The organism is Paenibacillus sinopodophylli (genome assembly GCF_005930355.1).
Classification (GTDB): domain Bacteria; phylum Bacillota; class Bacilli; order Paenibacillales; family Paenibacillaceae; genus Pristimantibacillus; species Pristimantibacillus sinopodophylli.
Genome location: NZ_VDBO01000016.1, coordinates 76,497 through 103,101, shown reverse-complemented (window position 1 = coordinate 103,101; position 26,605 = coordinate 76,497). Strand labels below are relative to the sequence as shown.

Genomic DNA, 26,605 nt, shown 5'->3' with positions numbered 1-26,605 from the left:
TTCGGGGTGGAAGCACAGCAATGTGTGTAGCTGACGAATACTAATCGGTCGAGGGCTTATCCTAAACACGTTTACCGCGACCCATACATCCGGTAGACAGCAGCTTTATAAGGTTCAGCAAACCTAATCTTTCGTATCCAGTTTTCAGCGTGTAAACACGCTACGTTTGGTGGCGATGGCGGAGGGGAACCACGCGTTCCCATACCGAACACGACCGTTAAGCCCTCCAGCGCCAATGGTACTTAGACCGCAGGGTCTTGGGAGAGTAGGACGTCGCCAAGCACGAGAGACCTATCGCATGTGATGCGATAGGTTTTTTGTTTGTATTCACTTGAATCCCCTGACCGTTATAAACAAAAGCCTTAGGAAGCTCTAGGAGAGCATCTAAGGCTTTTTGATTACCGCCTGTAATAGGAGGCTTCTCGTGATTCAAGTCGAAGCACGCCATCCTTCTGCTCTTTACGGAAAGAGAAGGAAAGAAGGAAACGTGGCATGAGCAGCCAAAAGTGCCAACTAACGATGCTTATCATCAAAGATTCTTTAATCCAGGGATAGAGCATAGCGATTGTACATAAGCCTATCCAGAACATATGGCGATGTACTCGGCGAAACAGCAGCAGCTTAATATCATTGGCAGGCTTAAATCCAATCCATGGAGGCGTAATTCGCCAAACCCATTTACGATCAGCGGCCTCATCTACTCCAATAAACGTGACCAGAATAATGGCAATATGAATAATTTGAACGACAGTAAATCCGAATAACCAAGCGAATAAACCGTCCATTTGATACACTAGCATTTGAAAAGCAAGGAAAATGGCTGCAATAAGCAAATGGCTTTGTATAAGCTCGGGGCGGATAATGATTCTTTTCACAAGCTGATATTGATAAATGGTAGCATTTTTTTGCTCAGATAATTTTTGAATCATGGTTTGGCGCCCTTTCTATGTCAATTGCACGGACTCTCGTTAACTATATCGGTATTTTTTGGCCAACTATCCATAGCTTTAGCGAAACATTTTTTGGGGATTCGGAACCAATAGCCCAGATGGGGCATACGATATATAAATATTTGAAATGCGCTATGAAACAAGTATAAATAGATAGACTATGTGTCATAATAGTAGCTATATAGAATCAAGCAGAAAGCGGGGATTGTTATGAACGATAATCGCGAGTATCAATGCAATATTTGTAACGAACAAAGAGAAGAAGGTCAAGGTATTCGTATTGTAACAGGGTTTATATGTGAGAGCTGCGAAGCAGAAATGGTCAAAACAGACGTTAAAGATGCTAAATATCCATTCTTTATCCATCAAATGAAGCAAATATTTTTGAGTGAAAATGCTTGAGCGGTTTCTGATTACAGAAGCTGCTCTTTTTTTGTATGCGATTAAGGTACAATAAGATAAAACATATGTTGAATGTATATTTGAAGGGATTGTCATTATATAATGAAGCCATTTGTTGCCCCGCTATTTGATGCATTGCTTAGACATACCCGTACAGCTGAGATTGGGTTTCATGTTCCCGGTCATCGTGGCGGAGAAGCACTCAACCAGCCAGAATGGTCGGATCAAGCTTACTTGGAAGCCAATACGTATTTTCAAACCGTTATGAGGATTGATGTGACTGAGCTCTCATCGACCGATGATCTGCATCATCCTGAGGCTTCTATAATGGAAGCACAAAGATTAGCAGCCCGAACTTTTGGATCAGAGGACACGTATTTTCTGGTTGGGGGCAGTACATCCGGAAATATTGCATTGCTGCTTACTATATGCGAGCCGAATGATTTGATTATCGTGCAGCGCAACGTACATAAATCTGTGCTAAACGGCTTGAGGCTGGCGGGTGCTAGAGCCGTATTTCTATCTCCTCAAGTAGAAGTCCAATCGGGATTGGCAACGATTCCTTCCGTTCAGCAAGTGGAAGAAGCGCTCGTTAAATATCCTGAGGCTAAAGCCGTCTTTTTATCGAATCCTAATTATTATGGAATGAATGTTAGGCTTACCCCGTATGTGGAGCTTGTACATCAATATAATCTTCCAATATTAATTGATGAAGCGCACGGCGCCCATTATAGTATGCATGGTGAATTGCCGCCTTCGGCTGTGTCAGAGGGGGCAGATGCTGTCGTACAGTCAGCTCATAAAACGCTGCCTACGCTGACGATGGGAGCGATGCTGCATGTACAAGGAGAACGAATCTCAAGGCAACAGCTAAGCGAATCACTTGCAATGATTCAAAGCTCAAGTCCTTCGTTTCCTATTATGGCGTCTATCGATATTTCCCGAGCAATGATTGATGCTTTAGGAGCTAAGTTGTTTCAGCAAAGTTTGGACTCAGCAAATATTTTTCGAGCGTGGTTGGATAAACAAAGCACAGGCATTTGCGAAATGAAAGCTGAAAGCAGTGAATGGCATGATCTGTGTAACGATCCCTTGCGAGTTGTGCTTTACGACAAGAGGGGGAAGTTGACCGGTTATGAGCTGCAGCAGCAGTTGGAGTCGCGGGGATGTTATGTAGAGATGGCAGATCCGCGCTATGTGGTGCTTGTACTCGGTATTCAAGCTTCTTTGGCGGATATACAGAAGCTCCAATATACACTTGAGCAGATTAGTGTAATGACAGAGGAACGATTATCTTTCATTAATGATGACCAAGAGCTCAGCGTTAAGAAGTTTGAGCAGATGATCTTGTCAGAGCCCGTTTCATTCGCCAGAGGAAGGTTTAAATACGAGGCAAGCAAGCGAATACCGTTGCACGAGTCAGAGCATCACGTTTCGGCTGAATTGGTTGTACCATATCCTCCAGGTATTGCTATCCTTTATCCAGGTGAAACGATAACTGCGGCTGCTATCAGTCGTATTAAGGAGTTAGCCTCAGTGGGTGCCAAATTTCAAGGTTCGTTGGATGGACAAATGGCAACGATCAGCGTATATCTTCAATAAAGAGGAATGGATCATGTGTTTTGAAAAATGAAGCATTTCTTCATTGTGCATGACATACTGCTTTGTTAATATAGAAGAAAGTATAGTTTACACAAACGTTAGGAGAAGCCTTAGCTTGAGAAAAGGTATTTTCATCACCATAGAGGGCGGCGAAGGAGCCGGCAAATCGACACTCATTGAACAGCTCTCGAATAAGATGCTGAATAGCGGCATGAAGATTACAACAACGCGTGAGCCTGGAGGCATACCGATTGCGGAGCAGATCCGCCATGTTATTCTGGATCGCGAGCATACAGCCATGGATGGAAGAACAGAGGCTCTGCTCTATGCAGCGGCACGAAGACAGCATTTGGTGGAGAAGGTTGCTCCAGCGCTGCAAGAAGGACAGATCGTGATTTGCGATCGATTTGTAGACAGCAGCTTAGCGTATCAGGGACATGCCAGGGGACTTGGGATGGATGAGGTATGGGCAATTAATAAATTTGCGATACTAGACCTCATGCCTGATATGACTATTTATATGGATGTATCGCCGGAAGTAGGGCTAAGGCGAATTGCTGAAGCTTCTGAGCGGGAGGTAAACCGTCTAGACTTGGAGAAGCGTTCATTTCATGAAAAAGTAAGAGAGGGATATTTGCGGCTAGTAGAGCAGAATCCTGATCGAATCGTGTTAATTAATGCTGAACAACGTCCGGAATTGGTGTTTAATGACGTTTTAAAGGCAATTGACAGTCGCTTTGCAGGAATTTTTGCAACCGATGTCAAATTGAAAAGGATGGACATTTTTGAATGATGAAGTAATGGTTGTCTAGAGTTCGAGGAAACTGTGCAAGTAGGACAAGATATAAGATAATATTCATTAATAACCTGTTCTAAAAGTAGTCAAGGGGGAATGAAGATGAAATTAGTAATTGCGGTTATTCAAGATAAGGACAGTAACCGACTGTCGAATGCATTAGTCCGTGAAGGCTTCAGAGCAACAAAGCTTGCGAGTACAGGCGGATTCTTGCGAGCAGGGAATACGACCTTTATGATTGGGATCGAGGACGAAAGAGTACACGAGGTGCTGCAGGTCATAAACGCGAACTGCAAGGTACGCGATCAATTGGTTACCCCAGTATCGCCTATGGGTGGGTCAACAGATTCTTATATCCCTTTCCCTGTCGAAGTACAGGTAGGGGGCGCAGCCGTATTCGTCATACCGGTCGAACGATTCGAGCATTTCTGAATGGGTGTGAAGAGCGATGAAAATTGACCAAGGCTTCAGACCATTAGGACAAAACCGCGCAAGTAATGACGCGTCAATGAAGCAGGTTCAGCCAAGAAGCTTTGCCGACGTCATGGTGCAGCAGGATGCTGATCGTACACAGGAGCAGCTTCAAATGAAGCTGCAGGATATCCACAAGCAGGGCGAGCGCCTAAGCCGAATCATGACGGTACGAGAACTGAAATTATACCGCCAAATGATTAAGCAATTTCTGGAGGACACGGTAAGACGCGGTGTCGTTCTGAAGGAAGTTAAAGGCTTTGATCGTAGAGGCCGTATTAAGCGCTACAAGCTGCTTGATGAAATTGATGCGACCCTTGTCGCTATGGCGGAGGATCTGCTCGACAGTGAGCAAGGAAGAATTGACTTGCTGAGTAAAATCGGCGAGATAAGAGGTCTTCTTATCAATCTGTTATTTTGATAAGAAGTTCGCAAGGAAAGGTAAGGAACGGCTATGAGCCTTGAACAAATTACAGGGCAATGGAAAGCCCAGCGCATTCTCTCGCACGCACTGCAAAGCGGAAAGATATCGCATGCATATTTATTTAACGGACCTTCGGGTACTGGACGAATGGCAATGGCCCGGGAATTCGCAAAGGCGCTGTTCTGTACGGCAGAAGGAGCGGACTCTTGCGGAGAATGTCTGGCGTGCAGAAAGTTTGAGCATGGAAACCAAACGGATTTAACGACAATTGCGCCTGACGGGCAATCCATCAAAATCGATCAAATACGAGAGCTGCAGCGTGATTTCTCCTATCGCAACAGCGGTACGCAGCGCAAGATCTATATGATCGAGCAGGCTGACAAGATGACGATACAGGCTGCCAACAGTTTGCTTAAGTTTTTGGAAGAGCCATTATCACCAGTTGTTGCCATATTAATAACGGATAATGGACAGGCTGTCCTGCCTACCATTCGATCACGTACACAATGGGTTCCTTTTCTCCCTATGTCGCCTGAGAGTATGCTGCAAACGTTAATAGCAGAGGGTGCCCCGTCCATACTGGCGCGAACGGCCGTACATTTAACAGCCGGATTGGACGGAGCAAGACAATTTCTCCAGCAGAATCAGTTTGCAGAAATTAGAACCCTAGTGATACAATTAGGCAAGGAGAGTTTGACCCGATTCACCGCGGCGATGATCACTGCTGGACAACAGCTATTCAAAACAGATTTAGTGGAACATACACAATTGCTGCTGTCGTTATTAGTTATATGGTTTAAAGATTTGATACAGTTCCAGGCCGGAAGGCAGGACAACATCGTTTTTATAGATCAGTTGGATTGGATAAGCAAGCATGCCTTCAATCGTTCATTCGCAGGTTGGGTGTCCTGCATCGAGCATACGCTCGAAGCGAGCAAGCGTATGCGCGCGAATGTTACGCCTCAGCTCGCATTTGAGCAACTATTGGTAAACTTACAGGAGGGCTAATTCTTGTATAATGTCATCGGTGTCCGCTTCAAGAAAGCGGGCAAGATCTATTACTTTGATCCGGTTGAGCATCCCGTGGATAAGGAGCAACATGTAATTGTTGAAACAGCACGCGGAATCGAATACGGTAAAGTGGTGGTGGGACAGAAGCAAGTCGGTGAATCGGATGTTGTTCTTCCTCTTAAGAAAGTGATACGCATAGCAAGCGATGTGGATGCGAAAGTAGTTGAAGAAAATCGCACAGCAGCCAAAAATGCGTTTTCTACTTGTCTTGAAAAGATTAAAGGTCATCAGCTGCGCATGAAGCTGGTTGATGTCGAATTTACGTTTGATCGCAACAAAATTATTTTTTACTTTACGGCAGAAGGCAGAGTCGACTTCCGTGAGTTAGTTAAGGATTTGGCCAGCGTGTTTCGTACTCGTATTGAGCTCAGGCAAATTGGGGTACGGGACGAAGCAAAGATGCTTGGTGGGATTGGTCCATGTGGACGGGTGTTATGCTGTTCCTCTTGGCTGGGTGACTTCGAGCCCGTATCAATAAAGATGGCTAAGGATCAGAATTTATCACTTAATCCGACCAAAATATCGGGGTTATGCGGACGGCTTATGTGCTGCCTGAAATATGAGCATGACAACTACGAGAGCATCCGCGAGGAGCTTCCTGCTATAGGGAAGTTCGTAGTTACTTCATATGGTGAAGGTAAAGTAACAGGTATTAACACATCCACCAAAAGCGTGTATGTGCAATTATTTGATACACCAGGTAAACCGAAAGAACTGTCCATGGATGATGTCGTCATCAAATAAGCGGCAGAATGCGATTCTCACGGGTGAGGTTACACTCACGCTTGAAGCTCTGGGGTGGGAACTTGGAGAAGAATAAGATTTTTGCGAAAATGGACGAGCTGGATAGCCAAGTTGGCGTGTTCCACAAAGAGCTTACTGATTTGAAGCAGAAAGTAAAAGAGCTGCTAGAGGATAATAAGCGTCTAAGTGAGGAGAACAACCAGCTGCGTCAGTTGTTTAAGAGAGAAGCAGAGCTGGAGCATAAAGCAGTCAAGCCGCCAGCCAAAGGTAAGAAATCAGGACCGGTGCAAGAGAGTCTTGCTCAGCATGATCCTGCATTCGTTGAAGCGAGTGTAGCGATTGGCGAAGGCCATGATAATTTGACCCGGCTGTACCATGAAGGATTCCACATATGTAACGTATATTACGGGCATTTGCGGACGGAGGGCGACTGTTTATTCTGTCTGTCCTTTCTAAATAAATAATGGAATCCGTATCGACATGCCGCCCTTGCCGCAAAGGGCGGTATTTTTATTCATATAGAGTCCTAACAATTAATAGTAACCATTAACGCAGAGGAGCGGCTTACATCGTGTCTGAACAAATAACATTAGCAGCAAATGAGCGGCTTGATGATCTGATGACAGAATCAGGCTTGAAAATTATACAAAGCAGGGAAGTATTCAGCTTCTCGCTGGATGCGGTACTTCTATCACGGTTCGCAAGTATACCTAAGCATGGTCGAATTGCTGATTTATGTACGGGAAACGGTGTTATTCCGATGCTATTAACAACGAGAACCAATGCGAAGATCGATGCGGTTGAGATTCAGCCGAGACTTGCTGATATGGCAAGAAGAAGCGTGGAGCTCAATCAGTTGACGGAGCAGATTACAGTTATTGAGCAGGATCTTAGATTATACCCGAAGCTTGCTGGCAACGGGGTATATGATGCTGTAACCGTTAATCCGCCTTATATGCCGATTACCGCAGGTGAACAGAATGAAAATGAGCATTATGCGATTGCAAGACATGAGATACACTGTACGCTTGAGGATGTAGCAGAAGCCTGCTCGCGTCTCGTTCGCCCAGGGGGAAAAGTATCAATGGTTCATCGACCGTCTAGATTGCTCGATATTGTAGAAACGATGCGGAAGTGGAGACTTGAGCCTAAGCGCATCCAATTTGTTCACCCACATGCCAATGCCGAGGCCAATATGGTGTTAATAGAAGCAATGCGTGACGGGAAGCCTGATATTAAGCTTCTTCCACCAATTATGGTTTATGAGAATGGGGTGCAGATCGTATGAATGTACAAAAAAGCTTTGCGGAATCAAATGGAATAGGAAGCCTTTATCTTGTTGCTACACCTATCGGTAACCTAGAAGATATGACTTTTCGTGCGATTCGTACGCTGAAGGAAGTACAGCTTATTGCTGCGGAGGATACGAGGCAAACCCGAAAGCTGCTTACCCATTTCGAAATACCGACAAGAATCGTAAGTTATCATGAGCATAATAAGCGAGCGAGTGGACCAGAGCTGATCCGGCTGCTGCTGGAGGGCCAATCAATTGCACTTGTAAGTGATGCGGGCTTGCCGGCCATATCCGATCCTGGAGCTGATCTAGTAAAAGAAGCTACCCAGAATAACATTCCGGTCATACCTATCCCTGGCGCGAATGCGGCGTTGTCTGCTCTTATTATCTCCGGTTTGCCCACTGATCGCTTCTTATTCGCAGGTTTTCCTCCACGCGAAAAAAAATCATTGACCAAGTGGCTGCAAGAGCTGCAGGGTCAAGCAGGAACCCTTCTTTTCTACGAATCTCCGCATCGAATTAGTAAAACGCTCGTTATCCTGCGTGAGGTACTTGGTGATCGTCAGATTGCATGTGTAAGGGAACTCACGAAACGCCACGAGGAAGCGGTACGTGGAAGCATCTCAGAATGTATGGAATGGTTCGATGCCAAGCCGCCGCAGGGAGAATTCTGTGTTGTAGTTGAGGGAGCAGGAGGAGTAGGGGCAAATGAACAGCCTATTTCGGAGATTTGGTGGTCAGAGCTAGACCTAGCTGCACATGTCGCTCATTATGAAGAGCAGCATGACCGCAAGGAAGCGATAAAAAGAACAGCGCTTGATCGTGGATTGCCGAAGCGAGATGTATACAATGAGATAAATAGATGAAAATCAGTTAAAAAATAGAAAAAGAGACAAAAAAAGACCTTCCTGGCCGGGTTCAAGCACAGGAAGGCATCAAGGAGTATTAAAAAGGTTAGAATTAACAAGTTGATAGATATAGTATAACCTATTTTTTTTATTTTGTCACAGGTGTTGGCATCTCTGACAAACAAATATGACAAACAATTTTTCCTTTGAAGTAAGAAACGTTTTCTGCATTGCCACAGAAGATACAAGCAGGCTCATATTTCTTAAGCATGATGCGCTCGCCGTCTACATAAATCTCAAGTGCATCCTTCTCGCCTATACCGAGTGTACGACGAAGTTCGATTGGTATAACGACCCGTCCAAGTTCATCAACCTTACGAACAATACCAGTAGATTTCATCATAATCTATCATTGCCCCTCTCAAAATACGATTCGCCATCGTTCGACATTGTTTTTACTTTTATGATTACTATAATACCAACGATTACCAGAATAGTCAACTAGGAATATTGCTTGTAAGTGCCGTTGTAGCAAGTATTTGACTAGATATAGAGGTCATATTACTCTGTAATAGAATACAACAGCTTCGACATTTTGGAAACTAAATTACGACACTATTCGACATGAAATTCAATTATTGTGTCGAAAATATGAACAAAGGAGATGAGAGATGATGAAGTCACAGTTGACAGAAGAGAAAGTTTTTAAGGATCCGGTTCACAATTATATTTATGTTCAGGATCAAACGATTTGGGATTTAATCAATACAAAGGAGTTCCAAAGGCTGCGTCGGATTCGGCAATTAGGTACGTCCTATTTGACCTTCCATGGGGCTGAGCACAGCCGGTTTTCCCACTCCCTCGGAGTATACGAAATTACGCGCAAAATCATATCCCAATTTGAACGTAATGGTTATCCAGATTGGCCTGCTGAGGAAAGACTGGTTTCTCTATGCGCTGCTCTGCTTCACGACGTTGGCCACGGCCCGTTCTCACACTCCTTAGAAGAGGTATTCGACACGGACCATGAAGAATGGACTTGCAAGATCGTATTGGAAGATACCGAGATTAACCAGATTTTGCGCGCTGTGTCGAGTGATTTCCCTGAAAAGGTAGCGGCTGTCATCCAAAAAAACTATCCTAAGCCCATTGTCGTCAGTTTAATATCCAGTCAAATGGACGCGGATAGAATGGATTATTTGCTTAGAGATGCGTATTTCACCGGCGTTAATTACGGAACCTTTGATTTGGAGCGGATATTGCGTGTATTGCGGCCCTATAAAGGGAAAATTGTAGTGAAAGAAAGCGGCATGCACGCTGTCGAGCACTATTTGATGTCCCGTTATCAAATGTACTGGCAAATTTATTTTCATCCCGTTACAAGAAGCTCGGAAATCATATTACGTCAAATATTTCGCAGAGCGAAGGAGCTTTATGTGGGTGGGTACGCCTTCGAGTGGATGCCTAAGCCGATTAAAGGCCTCATTCAGAATACCATGACGGTGCAGGATTATTTGAAGCTGGACGAGGCGCTCGTACAAACGTCCTTTATGCAGTGGTCTGAGGAACCAGATCCGCTATTAAGCGATCTTTGCTGCCGATTTATGAACCGTCAATTATATAAGTACATAACCATTGAGAACCCCGATGAAGCGCTATTAAATGAAATAAGCGATTGCTTCTCTTCTATAGGAATGAATCCGGATTATCATATGGAAATCGACTTCCCCTTCGACCTGCCATATGACGTTTACAGGCCGGATAAGAAAGAAGGAGAAAAGAAAGAAAAAGCGCCGATTTTGTTGCTGGATAGTGAAGACGAATTAAGTGAAATATCTGCCAAATCCGACATTGTTCGCTCGATTACGGGGCTTCATCAAGGGGAGTACCATCTGTATTATCCAGAGGAGCCGCTCATAAAAAATAAGGGCGCAATACCTGATTCGCTGAAAAAATTATTTAAACTAGATTAAAGGAGCCTGACATAAACATGACATTATTATTTGATACACATACCCATTTAGATTCAAGTAAATTCGATGAGGATCGTGACGAAGTCATACAGCGTGCGAAGGATGCAGGCGTGCATCTGCTCGTTAATATTGGGTTCAACCGCGAGACCATACCGACAACGATGGCACTTGCTGAGAAATATGATTTTATTTATGCAGCGGTTGGCTGGCACCCTGTAGACAGTATCGATATGCGTCCTGAGGATCTAGAATGGATTGAACGACTTTGCTCACATGAGAAGGTGGTTGCAATTGGTGAAATCGGGCTCGACTATCACTGGGACACCTCGCCCAAGGATGTTCAGGAGCGAATTTTTCGTGAGCAAATAAGGCTAGCTCGCAAGATTGGAAAACCGATTGTCATACATAATCGAGATGCGCATGAGGATGTTATTCGAATCCTTCAGGAGGAGAAAGCTGCTGAGGTTGGAGGGGTCATGCACTGCTTCTCAGGAAGCTGGGAGACGGCCAAGCAATGTCTGGATATGAACTTCTATATTTCATTCGGAGGACCGGTTACTTTCCAAAATGCAAGGGTACCAAAAGAGGTGCTCAAGCAGGTTCCACTCGACCGAATTTTGATCGAAACCGATGCTCCATATTTGTCTCCCCATCCGTTCCGAGGGAAGCGAAATGAGTCTGCTTACGTGCTGAGAGTAGCAGAGACAGCAGCCGAATTATTGGGCAAATCAGTAGAAGAAATAGCCTTAATTACGACCCAAAACGGTAAAAAATGTTTTGGTATTGTATAAAAACGAGAGAAATGAAGAGAATGAGAGACCTTTATCGCGTAAAAACTAATTTTTATAGCGAATATCGCTTAATTTTTCCGTCTTTACCCACCTTTTTCGCTTAAATCGTCTTTTATCGTATCTTTACAATTGACCTCGTATGAGGGTATGATTCATCTCAGAGCTTTAAAATTTTGTATTGGATTTCCAGTTTGCGCTTAATCTCCAAGTTGGAGAGCGGGGGAACCAGATACGGGAAAGCGTTCCGTATTTTGAATTCTTCAGGGGTGAATTTTGCAGCCATTGCCATGAGCATTGTTTTGCGAATAGGGCGACTCTCTTGCCCGAATCCGTCAGCTAACCTCGTAAGCGTTAATAGAGAGTGATCAACCTCGTGCATCCATTTTTCTGTATCCCAGTGTAATCAATTACTCGGGAAGCCACGAAACAGATCCTCTGTCGACGGCTTCTTTTTATTTTCGAATAATCGAGAATTTGTCGACATAGGGATAAAAGATGGGGGTGCTGAGATCGATATAGCAGTACTGGATTGCGTGCTTGCACGCCAATATACTATAGTCGCGTCAGTTGTATCATGCGTAACACTTGGCGGCGGGGCTATGAAGGAGGACCGATGAAGTGGGAATAATCCAGGTTAAGGACACCCATGGGAAACGATCATCCAGCATGTCTTTCGCATTGCGATGGAAGCGTGAAAACTTGCGTTTGATTCTTTTGAGTGCTACTATCTCAATCGCTATGACTTTCATGTTTTTGGTGTTGTTGTACGGAACGGCTGTCAAAAGCGTCTCCGTAGTAGTGAACGGACAAGAAACCATTGTAGAAACGAAGCAATGGGTCCTGCAACGCCTACTGGATGAACAAGCTATCGCAATTGGACCACATGATGAGGTGTCCATACCGCTTAATGCGGCAATAAAGGACGGAGATCGTATTGAGGTAACTCATGCGATACCGGTAATTGTGAAGGCTGATGGCAAGACCTCTACTGTGTACACGACAGAGAGAACAGTGCAGGCAGCGATCGAGGAATTACATATTCCAGTTCGTGATCAAGATAAAGTAGTGCCTCCTCTTCATACGACACTCGATAAAGAGCTGACGGTAACGGTCGTTCGTATTGACACGAAGGTGGCTGAGACGGAGCGTTCGATGCCATTCTCTATCGTGAAGAAGGCAGATCCTACACTTGCTGCAGGCAAAGAAAAGCTTGTGCAAACCGGTAAGGAAGGCCTAATTGTAGAGAGTATCGAGAAGCAGTACGAGGACGGTATTCTGATTTCGAAGAAAATGGTCAGCAAGGTTGTCCAGACAGCCGCAGTTGATCAGGTCGTCGCGATCGGAACGAAGAAGGAAGAGCCGAAAGTAACGGTTCTCTCAAGCAAGAGCCCAAGCGTTGCCTCACTAACGAAAAGCGGAGTATCGTTCAAAGCCAAAAGTGTGTTGAAGAATGTTACGCTTACAGCTTATTCTGCAGGTGTAGCTTCCACAGGCAAGGACTCTAGCCACCCGCAATATGGCATTACGGCTTCAGGAGCGCGCGTCCAAGAGGGACGTACGATTGCCGTGGATCCTAAAGTCATTCCAATCGGCTGGTGGGTATATATAGAAGGAATAGGTTTCCGTCGTGCCGAGGATAAGGGCAGCGCGATTAAAGGAAACAAAATTGACGTATACTTTGATAGTACGAAGGTCGCTAATAAGTTCGGCAGAAAGAAAGGCATAACCGTGTATGTGCTGGGGCCGAATAAACCTACTGCAAGCTAATAAGCAGCGTTACCATCATCTTATCGCCATTATTAATTAAATATGCCATCATAAGGAGAGGCACTGCCTCTTCTTTTTGCATGTTTCGGAGTATTTGATTTTTGATGTGGAGAGGAATGTGTTTGATGATCAAAGAGATTATTGTCGTTGAAGGCAAGAGCGACACCGTAGCCATCAAACGGGCGGTAGAAGCTGATACAATAGAAACGAACGGTTCGGCAATTGGCGAGGATGTTCTCAGAAGAATCGCACTTGCGAATGAACGTCGTGGAGTCATCATCTTCACTGATCCAGACCATGCAGGAGAGCGAATTCGTAAAATCGTTGCGCGGCAAGTGCCTGGCTGCAAGCATGCTTTCTTACCGCAGGAGAAAGCCTATTACAAGGGAGATATCGGAATAGAGAATGCAAGCCCGGATGCAATTCGTATGGCACTCTCCGAGCTTCGTACAGAGACGGCAGATTCCGCAGGAGAAGTGACCTTCGAGGACTTAATGGAAGCGGGATTAATTGTGCATCCGGATGCCTCTAATCGGCGTCTAATCATCGGGAAGCTGCTTGGCATCGGGTATGCAAACGGCAAACAGTTCTATAAGCGCTGTACAAGCTTCCAAATAACAAAAACAGAGTTTATTGAAGCCTATCGCAAAATGGAAGAACAATTGGAGGGGTAGATGCAATGAGCGGCCAAGATAAAAATGATGAGAGCGTTAAATCGGCGGTTAAACAAGCCTCTATTGAAGTAGCCACGCCTAAGCGGACTAAGGAGATTATTGCTAAGTACGGCTTCTCCTTCAAGAAAAGCCTAGGGCAAAATTTTCTAATTGACCAAAATATTTTAAATAACATTGTTGCAGCTGCTGAGCTGGACGAAACGAAGGGTGCGCTTGAGATCGGACCGGGAATCGGCGCCCTTACGCAGCGGCTTGCACAGGCAGCAGGCAAGGTCACAGCTGTAGAGATCGATAATCGACTAATCCCCATATTGAAGGATGTGCTCTCTGAAGAGGCGCATACGACCGTCATCCATGGCGATGTGCTTAAAATTGATTTGAAGCAGCTGTTCGCAGAGCAATTCGCGGATGTCTCTGGTGTGAGCGTCGTAGCGAATTTGCCGTACTACGTCACAACACCCATTCTGATGAAGCTGCTGGAGGAGAAGCTGCCTCTGGAACATATCGTCGTTATGATTCAGAAAGAAGTAGCGGAGCGCATGGCTGCAAAGCCAGGCGGCAAGGAGTACGGCAGTCTGAGCGTCGCTGTGCAGTACTATTGTGTACCTAAGGTTGTTTGTATGGTACCGCATACGGTGTTTATACCGCAGCCTAATGTAGACTCAGCCGTCATCAAGCTGTCCTTGCGAGAGAAACCGGCTGTCGATGTTCCTGATGAGGATCATTTCTTCCGCGTTGTACAAGCCAGCTTCGCACAGCGCCGGAAGACGCTTGCTAATAATTTGACCGCGTTCGTTGGCAAAGAGCGGCGTGAAGCATTGACTGAGATGCTTCTGAAGAATGATATCGACCCTATTAGGCGCGGAGAGACACTGTCTCTTGAAGAGTTTGCGCGAATTAGCAGGAGCATGCTCGAAGCGGGCTGGGGCAGCCAAAGCGTTTCGTCATAAAAATACTCACCATTCGCCCTGTCTGCCCATAGGATAGACGAAGAGGTGATTTACCCATGAAGCAAGGGGACCTGGTCGTCCGCAAATCGTATGGCGGTGACGTGCTATTCAAAGTTGAGGCTGTTCGTACACATACCGCGGTTCTGAAAGGCACGGATTACCGATTGCTTGCGGATGCTCCGATTCCTGATTTGTCGGTCATACGCGATCCAGAAACGACAAGCGCGGTTCAAGAAGTACGTATTAAAGTTAACGACTCTTTAAAACGGATGCATTCCGAACGAGAGCGTCAAACGATGGAGAATGAGGATCATATCCGGCATGCGATGCAGCAGAGCCAGCCATTTTTTGAGGTGCCTGGAAAGGTGCTTCATCTCGACGGCGACGGTAACTATTTAAAGAAGAGCATGCAATTGTATAATACGATGCATGTCCCTTCGCATGGACTTCACGTACATGAATCGCAAATGGCTGATGTGCTGTACCGACTACTGCCGCAAATACAACCTGATATTGTCGTCATTACAGGTCATGACGGCGTTCTGAAAAACCGTGCTCCAATGGATCTGTATAGCTTGAGCAGCTACAAAAACTCACAGCATTTCGTTAATGCTGTGCGGGTGGCTCGCGAGTATGAGAAGAACCGTGATGGGTTGATCGTCATCGCTGGAGCCTGTCAGTCGCATTTCGAGGCGTTGTTGCAGGTGGGCTCCAACTTCGCAAGCTCACCTGGCCGCATATTGATACACGCGCTAGATCCGGTGTATATCGCAATCAAGGCGAGCTACACCTCAATTAAAGACACGATAAACTTATCGGATGTCATTCATGGCACGATTAGCGGCATCGATGGCGTAGGCGGTATTGAGACGATGGGGCGCTTCCGCGTAGGCTTGCCTAAGCCTCAAATAACGGCTTCCAACTCGGTTTTAAAGCAGTAGCTGTCAGTAAAGATGCTACTTAGCCAACTCAATTTCATACGAGCAGGGTGCAAAATAGCCGCTGCAAAGCGCAAATATACATATGGAAGGGCAATCAACTTCTTAATATGTATATTTTTTTGCATAGCTATGCATCATTTTTTAAAAAATGGGTGAAATCACCGTTGACAAGTAAATATTCCTACTGATATAATATTTTGCTTTGTTTGACAAGCCCTCTCTTTTTGGTTATAATGAACAAGGAAAGAGGTGGTAGTGGACAATGGCTAAAAATGCGCTATTGGATATTAAACGCAGCTTGGAATCTCATGTTGGCTCCAAAATACGTCTTCGAGCGAACGGTGGCCGACGAAAGACCATCGAACGTACCGGTACGTTGGAAGAAACCTACCCTTCTGTTTTCATTGTCAAGCTGGATGAAGAACAACATGCGTTCAAGCGTGTCTCATACAGTTATGCGGACATACTGACTGAGTCGGTGGAAGTGACCGTATGCAATGATGAAGGTCAAGTCCGTATCGCCCATTTGCAACAATAGAATATATATCGCCCAGTGAGGCATGTGAGCACAGATTGTATCTGTGCTCTTTTTTTGTGTTGAATTAAGCCTGCTCCGCGTACACCCTGCCTGCCTCGGCGTATTGTCGCCCTTGAATGGACATACTACCTGTGCAGTTGTGACGAAGGTATACAAGGAGTCCTGTTCATTCAGAAACGGAGGTTAGGCGAATGGGTCGAAGAAGACGTAGTGTAATGTCTGAGCAATTGAAGTATGAGCTTGCCAAGGATCTTGGGTTCTACGATACGGTACAGCAAGAGGGCTGGGGAAGCATACGTGCGAAGGATGCCGGAAATATGGTTAAACGCGCGATACAGCTTGCAGAACAAGCCGCAGCGAAGTCCAATCAGCCTTAAAGGAATTGGTACATTAAGCATGAAAAAGCTAAGCGGAAGACATCCGGAAAATTGCGGATTGTCATCTCTTAGCTTTTATTGCGTTCGTTTGATATAATATTGCATAAAGCTTATGGACGAACGGGTGAACTCATCAGATGAAAATTTATGAAAAAGCGCCAGCCAAAATTAACTTATTGCTCGACGTACTCCGCAAGCGAGATGACGGCTACCATGAAGTCGAAATGATTATGACGATGGTAGACTTAGCAGACCGACTTGAAATGGAAGAACTGCCTCGAGATACGATCATTATTTCAAGCCAAGTTGGCTACATACCGCTAGACGAGAAGAACCTCGCTTTCCAAGCGGCCAGGCTTATTAAAGAGCGATATGATGTGAAGCAAGGCGTATATATTCATTTGGACAAACAGATTCCGGTTGCTGCAGGTCTTGCAGGAGGCAGCAGTGACGCTGCTGCCGCGCTTCGTGGTCTTAATCGACTGTGGAAGCTGCAAATTCCAGAGGACGAGCTGTGCCGCCTTGGCGCAGAGCTAGGCTCTGATGTGCCATTCTGTGTGACTGGCGGAACGGCAATCGCTCGCGGTCGCGGCGAGAAGCTGGAGCATATCGAGAAGCCACCGCAATGCTGGGTCGTACTTGCGAAGCCGCCGATCAACGTATCGACGGCAGATGTGTATGGACGATTCCGTGCGAATGAGCTCAAAGAGCATCCATCGATTCCTAATATGGTTAGTGCGCTTGAGCGAGGCTCCTTCACAGATATATGTGAGGGGCTCGGCAATGTGCTCGAGAATGTGACGCTGAGTCTCTACCCAGAGGTTATGCAGCTCAAGGAAAGCATGATTCGACTAGGTGCCGACGGCGTACTGATGTCCGGAAGCGGACCGACGGTATTCGGACTCGTATCTAAGGAAGCTAAGCTTCCTCGCATTTATAACGGTCTCCGCGGTTTCTGCAAAGAGGTCTATGTGGTAAGAATGCTGACATAGGACTGACGTTCTTCTTGATTAAATCCGTATAAAAATGTTATATTGACATTATATTATTCGGATTTAGTGGGGGGAGATGTGCTTGAAAAAGTTGAAACGGAGCTCGCGGTTGGTAGAAATGACTCAATACCTGTTAAGTCGTCCCCACACGTTAATTTCACTGACAGCATTTGCTGATCGATATCAATCGGCAAAGTCTTCGATAAGCGAGGACCTGGCGATTATTAAAGAAGTGTTCGAGGAAGAAGGCATTGGCGAGCTTCACACCCATGCAGGAGCTGCGGGCGGGGTAAAATATACGCCAAAAATGCAAGAAGCGACGGCTCTTACGATTATGACGAGCATATGCCGCCAGCTAGAGCAGCCTGAGAGGGTTCTTCCCGGCGGCTATTTGTATATAACGGATATGTTAGGCCAGCCGGAGCTGCTTGCAGATGTCGGGAGAATGTTCGCAACTGCATTCGCGGACCGGAAGATTGATGTCATTATGACAGTTGAAACCAAAGGCATACCGCTTGCCTATGCGACGGCTGCCTGTTTGAATATCCCCGTTGTCATGGTTCGTCGCGACAATAAGGTAACGGAGGGCTCTGCAGTTAGTATTAACTACGTATCAGGGTCAACCAAACGCATTCAGACGATGTCTTTGGCGCGCAGAGCGCTTAAGGAGCAATCTCGCGTCCTTATTATCGACGATTTCATGAAAGCGGGAGGAACCATTCAGGGCATGATGGATTTGCTGTTTGAATTCAAAGCGACTGTAGCGGGTGTCGGCGTATTTGTTGAATCCGGTGAGGTAGAGCTGGAAGAGAGACTGCTTGAGGATTATGTATCACTCGCAAAGCTAACTGCCGTTGATATGAAGACGAAGCAGACGACGGTAATTCCGGGCAACTATTTCAAAGCATAGAGGTGTAAATCGCTATGCTTCCAATATCTTTCATAGAAAGCTGGGACCATTATGACGGCAAAACAACCATTGCAAGTGATTGCAACAGACCAAGCGCCTGCAGCAATCGGACCTTATTCACAGGCAATTCATATCGGAGGTTTATTATTTACTTCCGGACAGATTCCTCTTGATGCATCCGGGCAGCTTGTTGAGGGTGGTATCGAGGAGCAGACTCATCAAGTATTCCGCAACTTGGAGGCTGTACTTGCAGCAGCCGGTGCGAGCTTTCAGGATGTCGTTAAAGCGACTGTTTTTATGAAAGATATGAATCAATTCGCAACGGTAAACAGCATATACGCTTCCTACTTCGGAGAGCATAAACCAGCTCGTTCGACCGTTGAGGTCGCAAGACTGCCAAAGGATGTTTTTGTCGAAATAGAGGTCATTGCATCGACAATTGTCGAATGAAAACGAAAAAGATTCAAATTAAAAAAAATATTTTAAATAGAGCATGATTTTACCAAAAATGTAGAAGGAATTGGCACAAAAACGTGGAAGTATACACCAAGTCTCTGATAGACAAAGGTGGTGAACACAAGTGCAAATTACTGATGTCAGACTCCGCCGCGTAAATTCCGAAGGGCGTATGAAGGCAATCGCATCCATTACTATTGATAATGAATTCGTTGTTCACGATATTCGTGTCATCGATGGAAACAATGGTATGTTCGTTGCAATGCCAAGCAAACGTACTCCGGATGGAGAATTTCGGGATATCGCTCATCCGATCTCTTCAACAACTCGGGAGAAAATCCAGGCTGCTGTTCTCGCTGAATACGAGCGAGCTGCAGAAACAGAAGAAATTGTTATTGAAGAAGGCGCGTAAACAAAGTTTTTTTTTCGAGGTTGGGGTTGATTGGAGAAGAGAGCCATGGCTCTCTTTTCTTTTTTTTGCGGTTGTAGCAGGTGGGCAGGTGTGAGGGCTACTAAAAAGGAGAAAGTGATTATCCATTCAGGTAAAGAGGAACATAGGCCATTAACGCTTGGAAATTGAAGAACATCTTCGTATAATGGAATATAATATAGCTAGTAAATGGCGAAATGCCGCAAGGCTTATTCATAGATGATCTAGGGGGTCTTTTAATTGAAAGTAATGGCGATTGTGCTTGCTGCTGGACAGGGCAAGCGAATGAAATCGAAGTTATATAAAGTGCTTCATCCCGTATGCGGCAAACCGATGGTTGGTCATGTGGTCGATGTGGTGAAGGAGGCAGCTGCGGAGCGTTCGGTTGTTATTGTTGGACACGGTGCAGAAATGGTCAAATCGTATTTGGGCGACAGCGCAGAGTATATCCTTCAAGAGCAGCAGCTAGGTACAGGCCACGCCGTACGTCAGGCTGAAGCATTGCTTGGAGGAGAAGTGGGCACGACGATCGTTATTTGCGGTGATACGCCGCTTGTGCAAGCATCAACGATTAACGCGATGCTAGAGCTTCATCATTCCAGCGGGGCGGCAGCGACCGTTCTTACGGCAGCCTTTGCTGATCCGACAGGATATGGCCGTATTATTCGTGGAGTAGATGGTACCGTTCAGCGAATTGTGGAGCAGAAGGACTGCTCCCCAGAGGAAGCAGCTGTCTTGGAGATTAATACAGGCACATACTGCTTCGATAATCAGAAGCTGTTCGCAGCGCTCGGACAGGTTACGAACAACAATGCACAGGGCGAATACTATTTGCCAGACGTTATTGGTATTTTCCGTGAATCAGGCGAATCCGTGCAGGGCTACTGTACAACTGATCTAGCCGAGGCGATTGGTGTCAATGATCGTGTAGCACTTGCTGAGGCAGAAGGCTATATGCGTGAGCGAATTAACCGCAAGCATCTGCTTGCAGGTGTAACTCTCATTGATGCTTCATCTACGTATATCGAAGCTGGTGTGCAAATCGGTTCAGACACCGTTATTTACCCAGGTACTGTGCTGCGTGGTTCAACCGTTATTGGCGAGGATTGCGTGATTGGACCGCAAGCGGACATTGCAGACAGTGTTATCGGCAATGGCGTAACGATCAAATACTCAGTGGTTGCCGAGTCTGTCGTAGGCGATACAAGCTCCGTAGGACCATATGCAAATCTACGTCCAGGCTCCAAGCTTGGCAAAGGCTGCAAAATCGGGGATTTCGTAGAGCTCAAAAACGCTTCGCTTGATGATGGCAGCAAAGTTTCTCATCTAAGCTATGTTGGCGATGCTAAGGTAGGCAAAGACGTTAATATCGGCTGTGGAGCAATCACAGTCAACTATGATGGCTTTAATAAGTTTGTAACTGAAATCGGTGACCATGCATTCGTAGGAAGCAACGTCAACTTGATTGCACCGGTTAAAATTGGTGATGGCGCTTATGTTGTAGCTGGCTCAACCGTTACACATGATGTACCTGCCGGTGATTTGGCAATCGCGCGCGAGCGCCAGGTCAATAAAGCGGGTTATGCGGATAAAATCCGTGGACGAGCGAAAGCAAAGAAAGACAAGAAGCAGCCATAACTTCATTACTCCTATATCAAACAGGCAGGGACGAATTCAAAACTGAATTCACCACTGCCTGTTTATTTTTTGTCAAAAGTTTAATTTGAGCGGAGAGTGGGTAAGTTATAGGGACATGATTTATGATGCTTAGTTCAGTTATTCAAAACTAAGCAAACACTAGGAGGTAATCCATATGAGTATTGCTATGAAGGCGGATCAACGAACAGTCACGACGAAAGGTGAGTTGCGCCAATTGCGGCTCCAAGGAAAAATACCTGGCGTTATTTACGGAAAACAGTTACAGGATACTGCACAAGTAGCCGTTGACGGCAAAGAGCTGCAGGCGTTGCTGCGCACGCAACCGAATGCGGTGCTTGAAGTGAATATTCCTTCTCATGGCAAGACGTCTGTCATGATCTCTGAAATACAGCGGGATTCATTGAGCCGTCAGGTGATACATGTTGATTTCCACCAAATAAATATGAATGAAAATGTCCGTGCGAATGTTCGCATACATGCCGAAGGTGACTCCCAAGGCGTACGCGAAGGTGGAATTCTCCAAATGATTCTGCATGAGCTGGAGGTTCAGTGCTTGCCAGGAAACATTCCTGATTCGGTAAGTGTTGATATATCGACACTCGAAGTCGGCGAAAGCTTATTAGTTAGCGATTTGTTGCTGCCTAAGGGCATAGAGGCGCTGGCTGATCAAGAGCAGGTTGTCGTTACGATACTTGCGCCGCAGAAGGAGCTTACCGAGGAAGAGGCAGAGAATGCTGCTGTGGAGGCTGCAGAGGCAGAAGCGCGTTCCAAGGAAGAGCAGCTTGAAGGCGTTAAGAGCCTGTAGAGGTTCCTTTTCTTCGCATAGAAGCATGGTCTGCTCGGCGCCGTCCTTATACAGGGCGGCGTTGTTTGTGATGTGAGCTGGATGGCAACGCGGTTAAATATCAGCATGATTATCCAGTCTTGGATGTTTACGCTTGCAACAGATTATGTTACATTTGTCCGTAAAGGAGTGGAGCAAGCGATGAGGTGGATTGCAGGATTAGGTAATCCTGGCGGCGCTTATCAAGGGACTAGGCATAATGTCGGATTTATGGTTATTGATGAGCTGGCAAAGCGCTGGGGCATTAGCGTGACGCAAAACAAATGTAAGGCATTAATCGGTGAGGGCAACGTGCAGGGCACGAAGGTCATTCTTATTAAACCGATGACATATATGAATCTATCTGGGGAGTCCGTTCGTTCCTTTCTTGATTATTTCAAAGCTGATGTAGAAGACGGACTCATTGTGTATGATGATTTGGATACGGAGATTGGCAAGCTTAGGCTTCGTTATCAAGGCAGCGCAGGCGGCCATAACGGCATCAAGTCGCTTATTCAGCATCTGGGTACACAGACGTTCGACCGTGTTCGCATGGGCATATCACGTCCGCAGCCGGGAATGAACATAGCAGATTATGTGCTTTCGTCTTTTCCAAAGAATGAACATGAGAAACTGGCTGCAATGATCTCAGACGCTTGCGATGCCATTGAATTCAGATTAAAGGCACCATTTGAGGAAACGATGGCAAAGTTTAACCGTTAATCTGTTAAATGACAACAATGCGGGCATACTGAAGGGTATAACGACTCTTCAGGAGGCATACATATGGCTGTAAACTATATTTGTAGACATTGCAGAACGTCAATTGGGTCGCTTAGCGGGTCAGATATTACGGAGCAGCAGCTCGGTTTCCATTTCTTGACCCCCGAAGAACGCAGCGATATAATAGCGTATGACCCGAATGGAGATGTGACGGTAAAGGTGGTTTGTGATTATTGCCGCGAGGCGATAGACACGAATCCGGAGCTTCATTTGGTAGCTAATCCACTTCAATGATGGCAAGTGAATAATGTGAGCCTTAGCGGTTTGGCTGAGGCTTCTTTTCAATGTACAGGGAGTGATCATATCACTCTCCGATTGTGTATAGAAACGAGGCGATCCAACAGTTGAAAGCGTTAATTAATGCTTTTGCCGCGGATGCGGACGTTCAGTCTGTCATATCCGGTATTCGTAAAGGCATGCGTGAACAGATGATATCTGGGCTCGCAGGCTCCTCCAGGCAAGTGCTTATTGCAGCATTGCAGGAGGATGTAGAGCGTCCAATGCTCGTGGTTACCCATAATATGTTCTCGGCGCAGAAAATCGCAGAGGATTTGCAGGAATGCCTCTCTCCAGATAACGTATTGCTATATCCCGCGAATGAGCTTGTTGCTGCCGAAGCGGCGATCTCGAGTCCCGAGACGCTGGCGCAGCGAATGGATGTGCTGATCAAGCTGTCCAAAGGCTATCGCGGGATTGTTGTCGTGCCTTTCTCTGGCGTAAGGCGCTATCTTCCTATCAGCAGCGTCATGGCTGAAGCGCATATTGCTATTCAAGTAGGAGACTCTTTGCCGATTGACCAATTCTTACGCCAAATGACGGCGCTCGGCTATACGAGAGCTGACCGCGTAGAGCTGCGTGGCGAGCTGAGCGTGCGTGGTGGTATTGTCGACTTTTATCCAATATCCGATGCCAATGCGTACCGCATTGAGTGGTTTGGAGACGATGTTGATTCTATTCGTACATTCGATCCGGCGGATCAGCGTTCCTTGGACCGTCTTGAGTCCTTTGTCGTTCCGCCATGTCAGGAGCTTCTCTCTGATGGACAGCGGATGGAGATTGCGGCAAATCATGCGCAGCAGCTGCTTGAGAAGCAGCTCGACAAGATGACAGATCGTACAGCGAAGGATCGTCTTCGTACGGAGCTTGGCGGCGAGATTGAACGATTGCGCGAGCATATGTATTTCCCTGAAATTTATAAATATGTTTCTTTATTGTACCCAGAGCGGCAGACGATCCTTGATTATATGCCAAGTGATACGCTGCTTATATTAGACGAGCCGACGCGTTTGATCGAGACCTCCAAACAATTGGAGCGGGATGAGGCGGAGTGGTCGATGCATCTGCTGCAGAACGGCAAATCGCTGCCGGGCTTTGTACTGGCGCGCGAAACAGAGGAGATTCTGCATCGCCGTCCTTTTCCAACCTTGTTCCTTTCGCTGTTTCTCAGACAAATTCCACATTCACAGCCGCAAAACATATTAAACATGACCAGCCGTTCGATGCAGAACTTCCACGGGCAAATGAATGTACTAAAAACCGAAATGGAGCGCTGGCGTAAGACGGGTGCAACGGTCATGATGCTTGCCGGCAACGCCGAGCGTATGGAGCGGATGCGCCGAGTTCTAGATGATTACAGTATTGAAATACCGACGATTCTTGAAGGCAATCTGCAATCGGGGTTTGAGCTTCCCTCGTCTCATCTCGTCATCATTACGGAAGGCGAGATGTTCTCGCAGAAGCAGCGCAAAGCAAGGCGGTTGGATAAGAAGGTAGACAATGCAGAGCGTATCAAGAGCTATACGGAGCTGAAAGTCGGCGACTATGTCGTACATCACAATCACGGCATTGGTAAATACGTAGGCATTGGAACGCTTGAAATCGCAGGCATTCATAAGGACTATTTGCATATTCTATACGCGGGCGGCGACAAGTTGTCCGTTCCTATCGAGCAAGTAGATATGATTCAGAAATATGTAGGCAATGAGGAGAAAGAGCCTAAGGTCAATAAGCTGGGCGGCAGTGAATGGACGCGGGCGAAGAGTAAAGTGAAAGCATCTGTGCAGGATATCGCCGATGATTTGATCAAGCTCTATGCTGAACGGCAGACCGCACCAGGCTATGCCTTCGGACAAGATACCTCTTATCAGAATGAATTCGAGGCTATGTTCCCTTATGATGAAACTCGGGATCAGCTTAGGGCAATTGAAGAAATTAAGAAGGACATGGAGAAAACACAGCCTATGGATCGGCTGTTATGTGGTGACGTAGGGTATGGGAAAACAGAGGTTGCGATCCGTGCGGCATTCAAGTCAGCGATGGATAGCAAGCAGGTAGCTGTTCTTGTACCGACAACGATTCTGGCACAGCAGCATTATGAAACCTTTAAGGAGCGTTTCGCCGGTTATCCGATTAATGTTCAGGTACTCAGCCGCTTCCGCTCACGCAAAGAGCAGAATGATACGATGAAGGGGCTGAAGGCCGGAACCGTTGACGTCGTTATCGGCACTCACCGCTTGTTGTCTCAGGATATTATATTCAAATCGCTCGGGCTGCTAATTGTCGATGAAGAGCAGCGCTTTGGCGTCTCGCATAAGGAGAAGCTGAAGAAGCTGAAAACAAACGTTGATGTGCTTACGTTGACAGCGACGCCGATTCCAAGAACGCTGCATATGTCGATGCTTGGCGTGAGGGATTTGTCGGTTATTGAGACGCCGCCGGAGAATCGTTTCCCCGTACAAACCTATGTGGTGGAATACAGCCCGTCCCTCGTACGAGAGTCCATTGAGCGGGAGCTTGCACGCGGCGGCCAAGTCTACTACTTGTATAATAGGGTACAAGGCATCTATCAAATGGCCGAGCAGATAAATGCATTGGTGCCAGGTGCTAGAGTTGCAGTCGGGCATGGTCAAATGTCGGAGCAGGAGCTGGAGAAGACGATTCTCGACTTCCTAGACGGCGAATCAGATGTACTGGTCAGTACAAGCATTATCGAAACAGGCGTTGACATTCCGAACGTAAATACGCTGATCGTGCACGACGCGGACAAAATGGGACTCTCGCAACTCTACCAGCTGCGTGGACGAGTAGGCAGGTCAAACCGTATCGCGTATGCCTATTTCACATACCAACGCGACAAAGTACTTACAGAGGTGGCTGAAAAACGACTTCAGTCAATCAAGGAGTTCACGGAGCTCGGCTCCGGGTTCAAAATCGCTATGCGAGATTTATCGATACGCGGAGCGGGCAATTTGCTAGGAGCTGAGCAGCATGGCTTCATTGCTTCTGTAGGCTTCGATATGTACTCGCAAATGCTTGCGGATGAGATTGCCAAGCGCAAGGCGGAGATGAGCGGCGAGGAAGTCAAGGTAGAGAAGCCGGTTAGCACAGTAATCGATGTTAGCATCGATGCGTACCTGCCTTCTGATTACATTTATGACAGCATTCAAAAAATCGAAATTTACAAAAAAGTTGCTGCCATACGTACTTTCGAGGAATCGGATGATGTTATCGATGAGCTCGTAGACCGGTTTGGAGATTTGCCGCAGGCGGTAAGCAATCTACTAGCGGTTGCGAGAATGAAAGTATATGGCACTTTATATGGAATCGAGCAGGTTGGCGGCAAGGGCGATGACATTCTTCTAAGGTTTGCTACAGGTGAGAAACGCCGAATTGACCGTAAAAAAGTGGATCAGCTTTGCCTGAAGCATGAGAACCGCTTCAAGCAAGGAAGTGATCAGGAACCGAATCCAAGTATTCTGCTGCGGGGCAAGGGTCTGAGCATGGAGCAGAAGATTCATGTGATCGAACAATTTCTGCAAGGGTACAAGGATACGCTGCTGGATCAGGAACAATTGCAAAAGGCAATGCCGTAGACAATATTCGCTTTATATGATGCTTTTCTGATACAATATGATCAAGCTTAATAGATGAAAGGGGATT

The 26,605-nt window shown here is 46.2% G+C and carries 29 protein-coding genes, 1 rRNA gene and 1 riboswitch; of the genes, 28 read left to right on the top strand and 2 right to left on the bottom strand.

Annotation, left to right across the window (positions count from 1 at the left end):
- The first annotated feature begins 165 nt into the window (after nt 1-165).
- Nucleotides 166-282: ribosomal RNA gene (rrf, locus tag FGT79_RS27695) — 5S ribosomal RNA — on the top strand.
- 116 nt (nt 283-398) lie between these two features.
- Here rrf and FGT79_RS27690 read toward each other — a convergent pair.
- A complete protein-coding gene (locus tag FGT79_RS27690; protein ID WP_138756074.1) occupies nt 399-929 on the bottom strand; it encodes a transposase in 531 nt (176 codons plus the stop codon).
- Between the two features lie 231 nt (nt 930-1,160).
- Between FGT79_RS27690 and FGT79_RS27685 the strand changes: the two genes are divergently transcribed.
- From FGT79_RS27685 to rsmI, 10 genes are all read left to right on the top strand, one after another.
- Nucleotides 1,161-1,352, top strand: a complete 192-nt coding sequence (locus FGT79_RS27685) for a sigma factor G inhibitor Gin (protein ID WP_138756073.1) — start codon at nt 1,161-1,163, stop codon at nt 1,350-1,352.
- Nucleotides 1,353-1,454: 102 nt separating this feature from the next.
- Nucleotides 1,455-2,954, top strand: coding sequence for an aminotransferase class I/II-fold pyridoxal phosphate-dependent enzyme (locus FGT79_RS27680; protein WP_138756072.1), 1,500 nt, complete (start codon nt 1,455-1,457; stop codon nt 2,952-2,954).
- Between the two features lie 115 nt (nt 2,955-3,069).
- On the top strand, nt 3,070-3,747 hold the full coding sequence (tmk, locus tag FGT79_RS27675) for a dTMP kinase (RefSeq protein ID WP_138756071.1): 678 nt from the start codon (nt 3,070-3,072) through the stop codon (nt 3,745-3,747).
- 105 nt (nt 3,748-3,852) lie between these two features.
- A complete protein-coding gene (locus FGT79_RS27670) occupies nt 3,853-4,182 on the top strand; it encodes a cyclic-di-AMP receptor (RefSeq protein WP_137186827.1) in 330 nt (109 codons plus the stop codon).
- 16 nt (nt 4,183-4,198) lie between these two features.
- Complete coding sequence (locus tag FGT79_RS27665) at nt 4,199-4,642, top strand: YaaR family protein (protein WP_138756070.1); 444 nt, start codon at nt 4,199-4,201, stop codon at nt 4,640-4,642.
- A 33-nt stretch (nt 4,643-4,675) separates the two neighbouring features.
- A complete protein-coding gene (holB, locus tag FGT79_RS27660) occupies nt 4,676-5,653 on the top strand; it encodes a DNA polymerase III subunit delta' (protein ID WP_138756069.1) in 978 nt (325 codons plus the stop codon).
- Nucleotides 5,654-5,656: 3 nt separating this feature from the next.
- Nucleotides 5,657-6,460, top strand: a complete 804-nt coding sequence (locus tag FGT79_RS27655; RefSeq protein ID WP_138756068.1) for a PSP1 domain-containing protein — start codon at nt 5,657-5,659, stop codon at nt 6,458-6,460.
- Between the two features lie 62 nt (nt 6,461-6,522).
- Nucleotides 6,523-6,924 (top strand): initiation-control protein YabA, encoded by a 402-nt coding sequence (locus FGT79_RS27650; RefSeq protein WP_138756067.1) that lies wholly within the window; start codon nt 6,523-6,525, stop codon nt 6,922-6,924.
- 155 nt (nt 6,925-7,079) lie between these two features.
- On the top strand, nt 7,080-7,748 hold the full coding sequence (locus tag FGT79_RS27645; RefSeq protein WP_138756085.1) for a tRNA1(Val) (adenine(37)-N6)-methyltransferase: 669 nt from the start codon (nt 7,080-7,082) through the stop codon (nt 7,746-7,748).
- Entirely contained in the window at nt 7,745-8,620 is an 876-nt protein-coding gene (gene rsmI, locus FGT79_RS27640; RefSeq protein ID WP_138756066.1) for a 16S rRNA (cytidine(1402)-2'-O)-methyltransferase, read from the top strand. Before FGT79_RS27645 ends, rsmI begins: the two co-directional genes overlap by 4 nt.
- A 130-nt stretch (nt 8,621-8,750) precedes the next feature.
- Here the strand turns inward: rsmI and FGT79_RS27635 are convergent, their stop codons facing one another.
- Nucleotides 8,751-9,005: an AbrB/MazE/SpoVT family DNA-binding domain-containing protein gene (locus tag FGT79_RS27635; RefSeq protein ID WP_028609554.1), complete on the bottom strand. Its 255-nt coding sequence runs from the start codon at nt 9,003-9,005 to the stop codon at nt 8,751-8,753.
- A 271-nt stretch (nt 9,006-9,276) separates the two neighbouring features.
- Here FGT79_RS27635 and FGT79_RS27630 point away from each other — a divergent pair, with 271 nt between their 5' ends.
- The 17 genes from FGT79_RS27630 (at nt 9,277) to mfd (ending at nt 26,538) form a co-directional block, all read left to right on the top strand.
- Nucleotides 9,277-10,575 (top strand): HD domain-containing protein, encoded by a 1,299-nt coding sequence (locus tag FGT79_RS27630; RefSeq protein ID WP_138756084.1) that lies wholly within the window; start codon nt 9,277-9,279, stop codon nt 10,573-10,575.
- A 17-nt stretch (nt 10,576-10,592) separates the two neighbouring features.
- A complete protein-coding gene (locus FGT79_RS27625) occupies nt 10,593-11,366 on the top strand; it encodes a TatD family hydrolase (RefSeq protein WP_138756065.1) in 774 nt (257 codons plus the stop codon).
- 184 nt (nt 11,367-11,550) lie between these two features.
- Nucleotides 11,551-11,733: riboswitch (cyclic di-AMP (ydaO/yuaA leader) on the top strand.
- 251 nt (nt 11,734-11,984) lie between these two features.
- On the top strand, nt 11,985-13,133 hold the full coding sequence (locus FGT79_RS27620) for a resuscitation-promoting factor (RefSeq protein WP_246096660.1): 1,149 nt from the start codon (nt 11,985-11,987) through the stop codon (nt 13,131-13,133).
- A 125-nt stretch (nt 13,134-13,258) separates the two neighbouring features.
- Nucleotides 13,259-13,807, top strand: coding sequence for a ribonuclease M5 (gene rnmV / locus FGT79_RS27615; protein WP_138756082.1), 549 nt, complete (start codon nt 13,259-13,261; stop codon nt 13,805-13,807).
- A gap of 5 nt (nt 13,808-13,812) precedes the next feature.
- Nucleotides 13,813-14,757: a 16S rRNA (adenine(1518)-N(6)/adenine(1519)-N(6))-dimethyltransferase RsmA gene (gene rsmA, locus FGT79_RS27610; protein ID WP_138756064.1), complete on the top strand. Its 945-nt coding sequence runs from the start codon at nt 13,813-13,815 to the stop codon at nt 14,755-14,757.
- Between the two features lie 56 nt (nt 14,758-14,813).
- Nucleotides 14,814-15,698: a sporulation peptidase YabG gene (gene yabG / locus FGT79_RS27605; RefSeq protein WP_138756063.1), complete on the top strand. Its 885-nt coding sequence runs from the start codon at nt 14,814-14,816 to the stop codon at nt 15,696-15,698.
- Nucleotides 15,699-15,960: 262 nt separating this feature from the next.
- The gene (gene veg / locus FGT79_RS27600; RefSeq protein WP_138756062.1) at nt 15,961-16,236 is read left to right on the top strand and encodes a biofilm formation stimulator Veg; all 276 of its coding nucleotides are present in this window, start codon (nt 15,961-15,963) and stop codon (nt 16,234-16,236) included.
- Between the two features lie 191 nt (nt 16,237-16,427).
- A complete protein-coding gene (locus FGT79_RS27595; protein WP_138756061.1) occupies nt 16,428-16,613 on the top strand; it encodes a small, acid-soluble spore protein, alpha/beta type in 186 nt (61 codons plus the stop codon).
- Nucleotides 16,614-16,750: 137 nt separating this feature from the next.
- Complete coding sequence (gene ispE, locus FGT79_RS27590; protein WP_138756060.1) at nt 16,751-17,605, top strand: 4-(cytidine 5'-diphospho)-2-C-methyl-D-erythritol kinase; 855 nt, start codon at nt 16,751-16,753, stop codon at nt 17,603-17,605.
- An 82-nt stretch (nt 17,606-17,687) separates the two neighbouring features.
- Nucleotides 17,688-18,515 carry a pur operon repressor gene (purR, locus tag FGT79_RS27585; RefSeq protein WP_138756059.1) on the top strand — a complete coding sequence of 276 codons (828 nt, stop codon included), beginning with the start codon at nt 17,688-17,690 and terminating at the stop codon, nt 18,513-18,515.
- A gap of 51 nt (nt 18,516-18,566) precedes the next feature.
- The gene (locus tag FGT79_RS27580) at nt 18,567-18,965 is read left to right on the top strand and encodes a RidA family protein (RefSeq protein WP_138756058.1); all 399 of its coding nucleotides are present in this window, start codon (nt 18,567-18,569) and stop codon (nt 18,963-18,965) included.
- Between the two features lie 130 nt (nt 18,966-19,095).
- On the top strand, nt 19,096-19,383 hold the full coding sequence (gene spoVG, locus FGT79_RS27575) for a septation regulator SpoVG (RefSeq protein ID WP_138756057.1): 288 nt from the start codon (nt 19,096-19,098) through the stop codon (nt 19,381-19,383).
- 258 nt (nt 19,384-19,641) lie between these two features.
- Nucleotides 19,642-21,039, top strand: coding sequence for a bifunctional UDP-N-acetylglucosamine diphosphorylase/glucosamine-1-phosphate N-acetyltransferase GlmU (gene glmU / locus FGT79_RS27570; protein ID WP_138756056.1), 1,398 nt, complete (start codon nt 19,642-19,644; stop codon nt 21,037-21,039).
- Nucleotides 21,040-21,214: 175 nt separating this feature from the next.
- Nucleotides 21,215-21,865, top strand: a complete 651-nt coding sequence (locus FGT79_RS27565) for a 50S ribosomal protein L25/general stress protein Ctc (RefSeq protein ID WP_138756055.1) — start codon at nt 21,215-21,217, stop codon at nt 21,863-21,865.
- A gap of 180 nt (nt 21,866-22,045) precedes the next feature.
- A complete protein-coding gene (gene pth, locus FGT79_RS27560) occupies nt 22,046-22,606 on the top strand; it encodes an aminoacyl-tRNA hydrolase (RefSeq protein WP_138756081.1) in 561 nt (186 codons plus the stop codon).
- 63 nt (nt 22,607-22,669) lie between these two features.
- Nucleotides 22,670-22,900, top strand: coding sequence for an anti-sigma-F factor Fin (gene fin / locus FGT79_RS27555; RefSeq protein ID WP_138756054.1), 231 nt, complete (start codon nt 22,670-22,672; stop codon nt 22,898-22,900).
- A gap of 110 nt (nt 22,901-23,010) precedes the next feature.
- Complete coding sequence (gene mfd / locus FGT79_RS27550) at nt 23,011-26,538, top strand: transcription-repair coupling factor (RefSeq protein ID WP_138756053.1); 3,528 nt, start codon at nt 23,011-23,013, stop codon at nt 26,536-26,538.
- Nucleotides 26,539-26,605 lie beyond the last annotated feature (67 nt).

What these genes read in the sequence shown, in the direction of transcription:
- FGT79_RS27690 (WP_138756074.1), bottom strand. Translation starts at nt 929, where the DNA reads ATGATTCAAAAATTATCTGAGCAAAAAAATGCTACCATTTATCAATAT.
- fin (WP_138756054.1), top strand. Translation starts at nt 22,670, where the DNA reads ATGGCTGTAAACTATATTTGTAGACATTGCAGAACGTCAATTGGGTCG.
- FGT79_RS27685 (WP_138756073.1), top strand. Translation starts at nt 1,161, where the DNA reads ATGAACGATAATCGCGAGTATCAATGCAATATTTGTAACGAACAAAGA.
- FGT79_RS27635 (WP_028609554.1), bottom strand. Translation starts at nt 9,005, where the DNA reads ATGATGAAATCTACTGGTATTGTTCGTAAGGTTGATGAACTTGGACGG.
- ispE (WP_138756060.1), top strand. Translation starts at nt 16,751, where the DNA reads ATGAAAATTTATGAAAAAGCGCCAGCCAAAATTAACTTATTGCTCGAC.
- FGT79_RS27565 (WP_138756055.1), top strand. Translation starts at nt 21,215, where the DNA reads ATGAGTATTGCTATGAAGGCGGATCAACGAACAGTCACGACGAAAGGT.
- rsmI (WP_138756066.1), top strand. Translation starts at nt 7,745, where the DNA reads ATGAATGTACAAAAAAGCTTTGCGGAATCAAATGGAATAGGAAGCCTT.
- yabG (WP_138756063.1), top strand. Translation starts at nt 14,814, where the DNA reads ATGAAGCAAGGGGACCTGGTCGTCCGCAAATCGTATGGCGGTGACGTG.
- FGT79_RS27580 (WP_138756058.1), top strand. Translation starts at nt 18,567, where the DNA reads ATGACGGCAAAACAACCATTGCAAGTGATTGCAACAGACCAAGCGCCT.
- FGT79_RS27680 (WP_138756072.1), top strand. Translation starts at nt 1,455, where the DNA reads ATGAAGCCATTTGTTGCCCCGCTATTTGATGCATTGCTTAGACATACC.
- rsmA (WP_138756064.1), top strand. Translation starts at nt 13,813, where the DNA reads ATGAGCGGCCAAGATAAAAATGATGAGAGCGTTAAATCGGCGGTTAAA.
- FGT79_RS27630 (WP_138756084.1), top strand. Translation starts at nt 9,277, where the DNA reads ATGAAGTCACAGTTGACAGAAGAGAAAGTTTTTAAGGATCCGGTTCAC.
- holB (WP_138756069.1), top strand. Translation starts at nt 4,676, where the DNA reads ATGAGCCTTGAACAAATTACAGGGCAATGGAAAGCCCAGCGCATTCTC.
- rnmV (WP_138756082.1), top strand. Translation starts at nt 13,259, where the DNA reads ATGATCAAAGAGATTATTGTCGTTGAAGGCAAGAGCGACACCGTAGCC.
- pth (WP_138756081.1), top strand. Translation starts at nt 22,046, where the DNA reads ATGAGGTGGATTGCAGGATTAGGTAATCCTGGCGGCGCTTATCAAGGG.
- FGT79_RS27670 (WP_137186827.1), top strand. Translation starts at nt 3,853, where the DNA reads ATGAAATTAGTAATTGCGGTTATTCAAGATAAGGACAGTAACCGACTG.
- veg (WP_138756062.1), top strand. Translation starts at nt 15,961, where the DNA reads ATGGCTAAAAATGCGCTATTGGATATTAAACGCAGCTTGGAATCTCAT.
- FGT79_RS27645 (WP_138756085.1), top strand. Translation starts at nt 7,080, where the DNA reads ATGACAGAATCAGGCTTGAAAATTATACAAAGCAGGGAAGTATTCAGC.
- FGT79_RS27595 (WP_138756061.1), top strand. Translation starts at nt 16,428, where the DNA reads ATGGGTCGAAGAAGACGTAGTGTAATGTCTGAGCAATTGAAGTATGAG.
- FGT79_RS27625 (WP_138756065.1), top strand. Translation starts at nt 10,593, where the DNA reads ATGACATTATTATTTGATACACATACCCATTTAGATTCAAGTAAATTC.
- FGT79_RS27665 (WP_138756070.1), top strand. Translation starts at nt 4,199, where the DNA reads ATGAAAATTGACCAAGGCTTCAGACCATTAGGACAAAACCGCGCAAGT.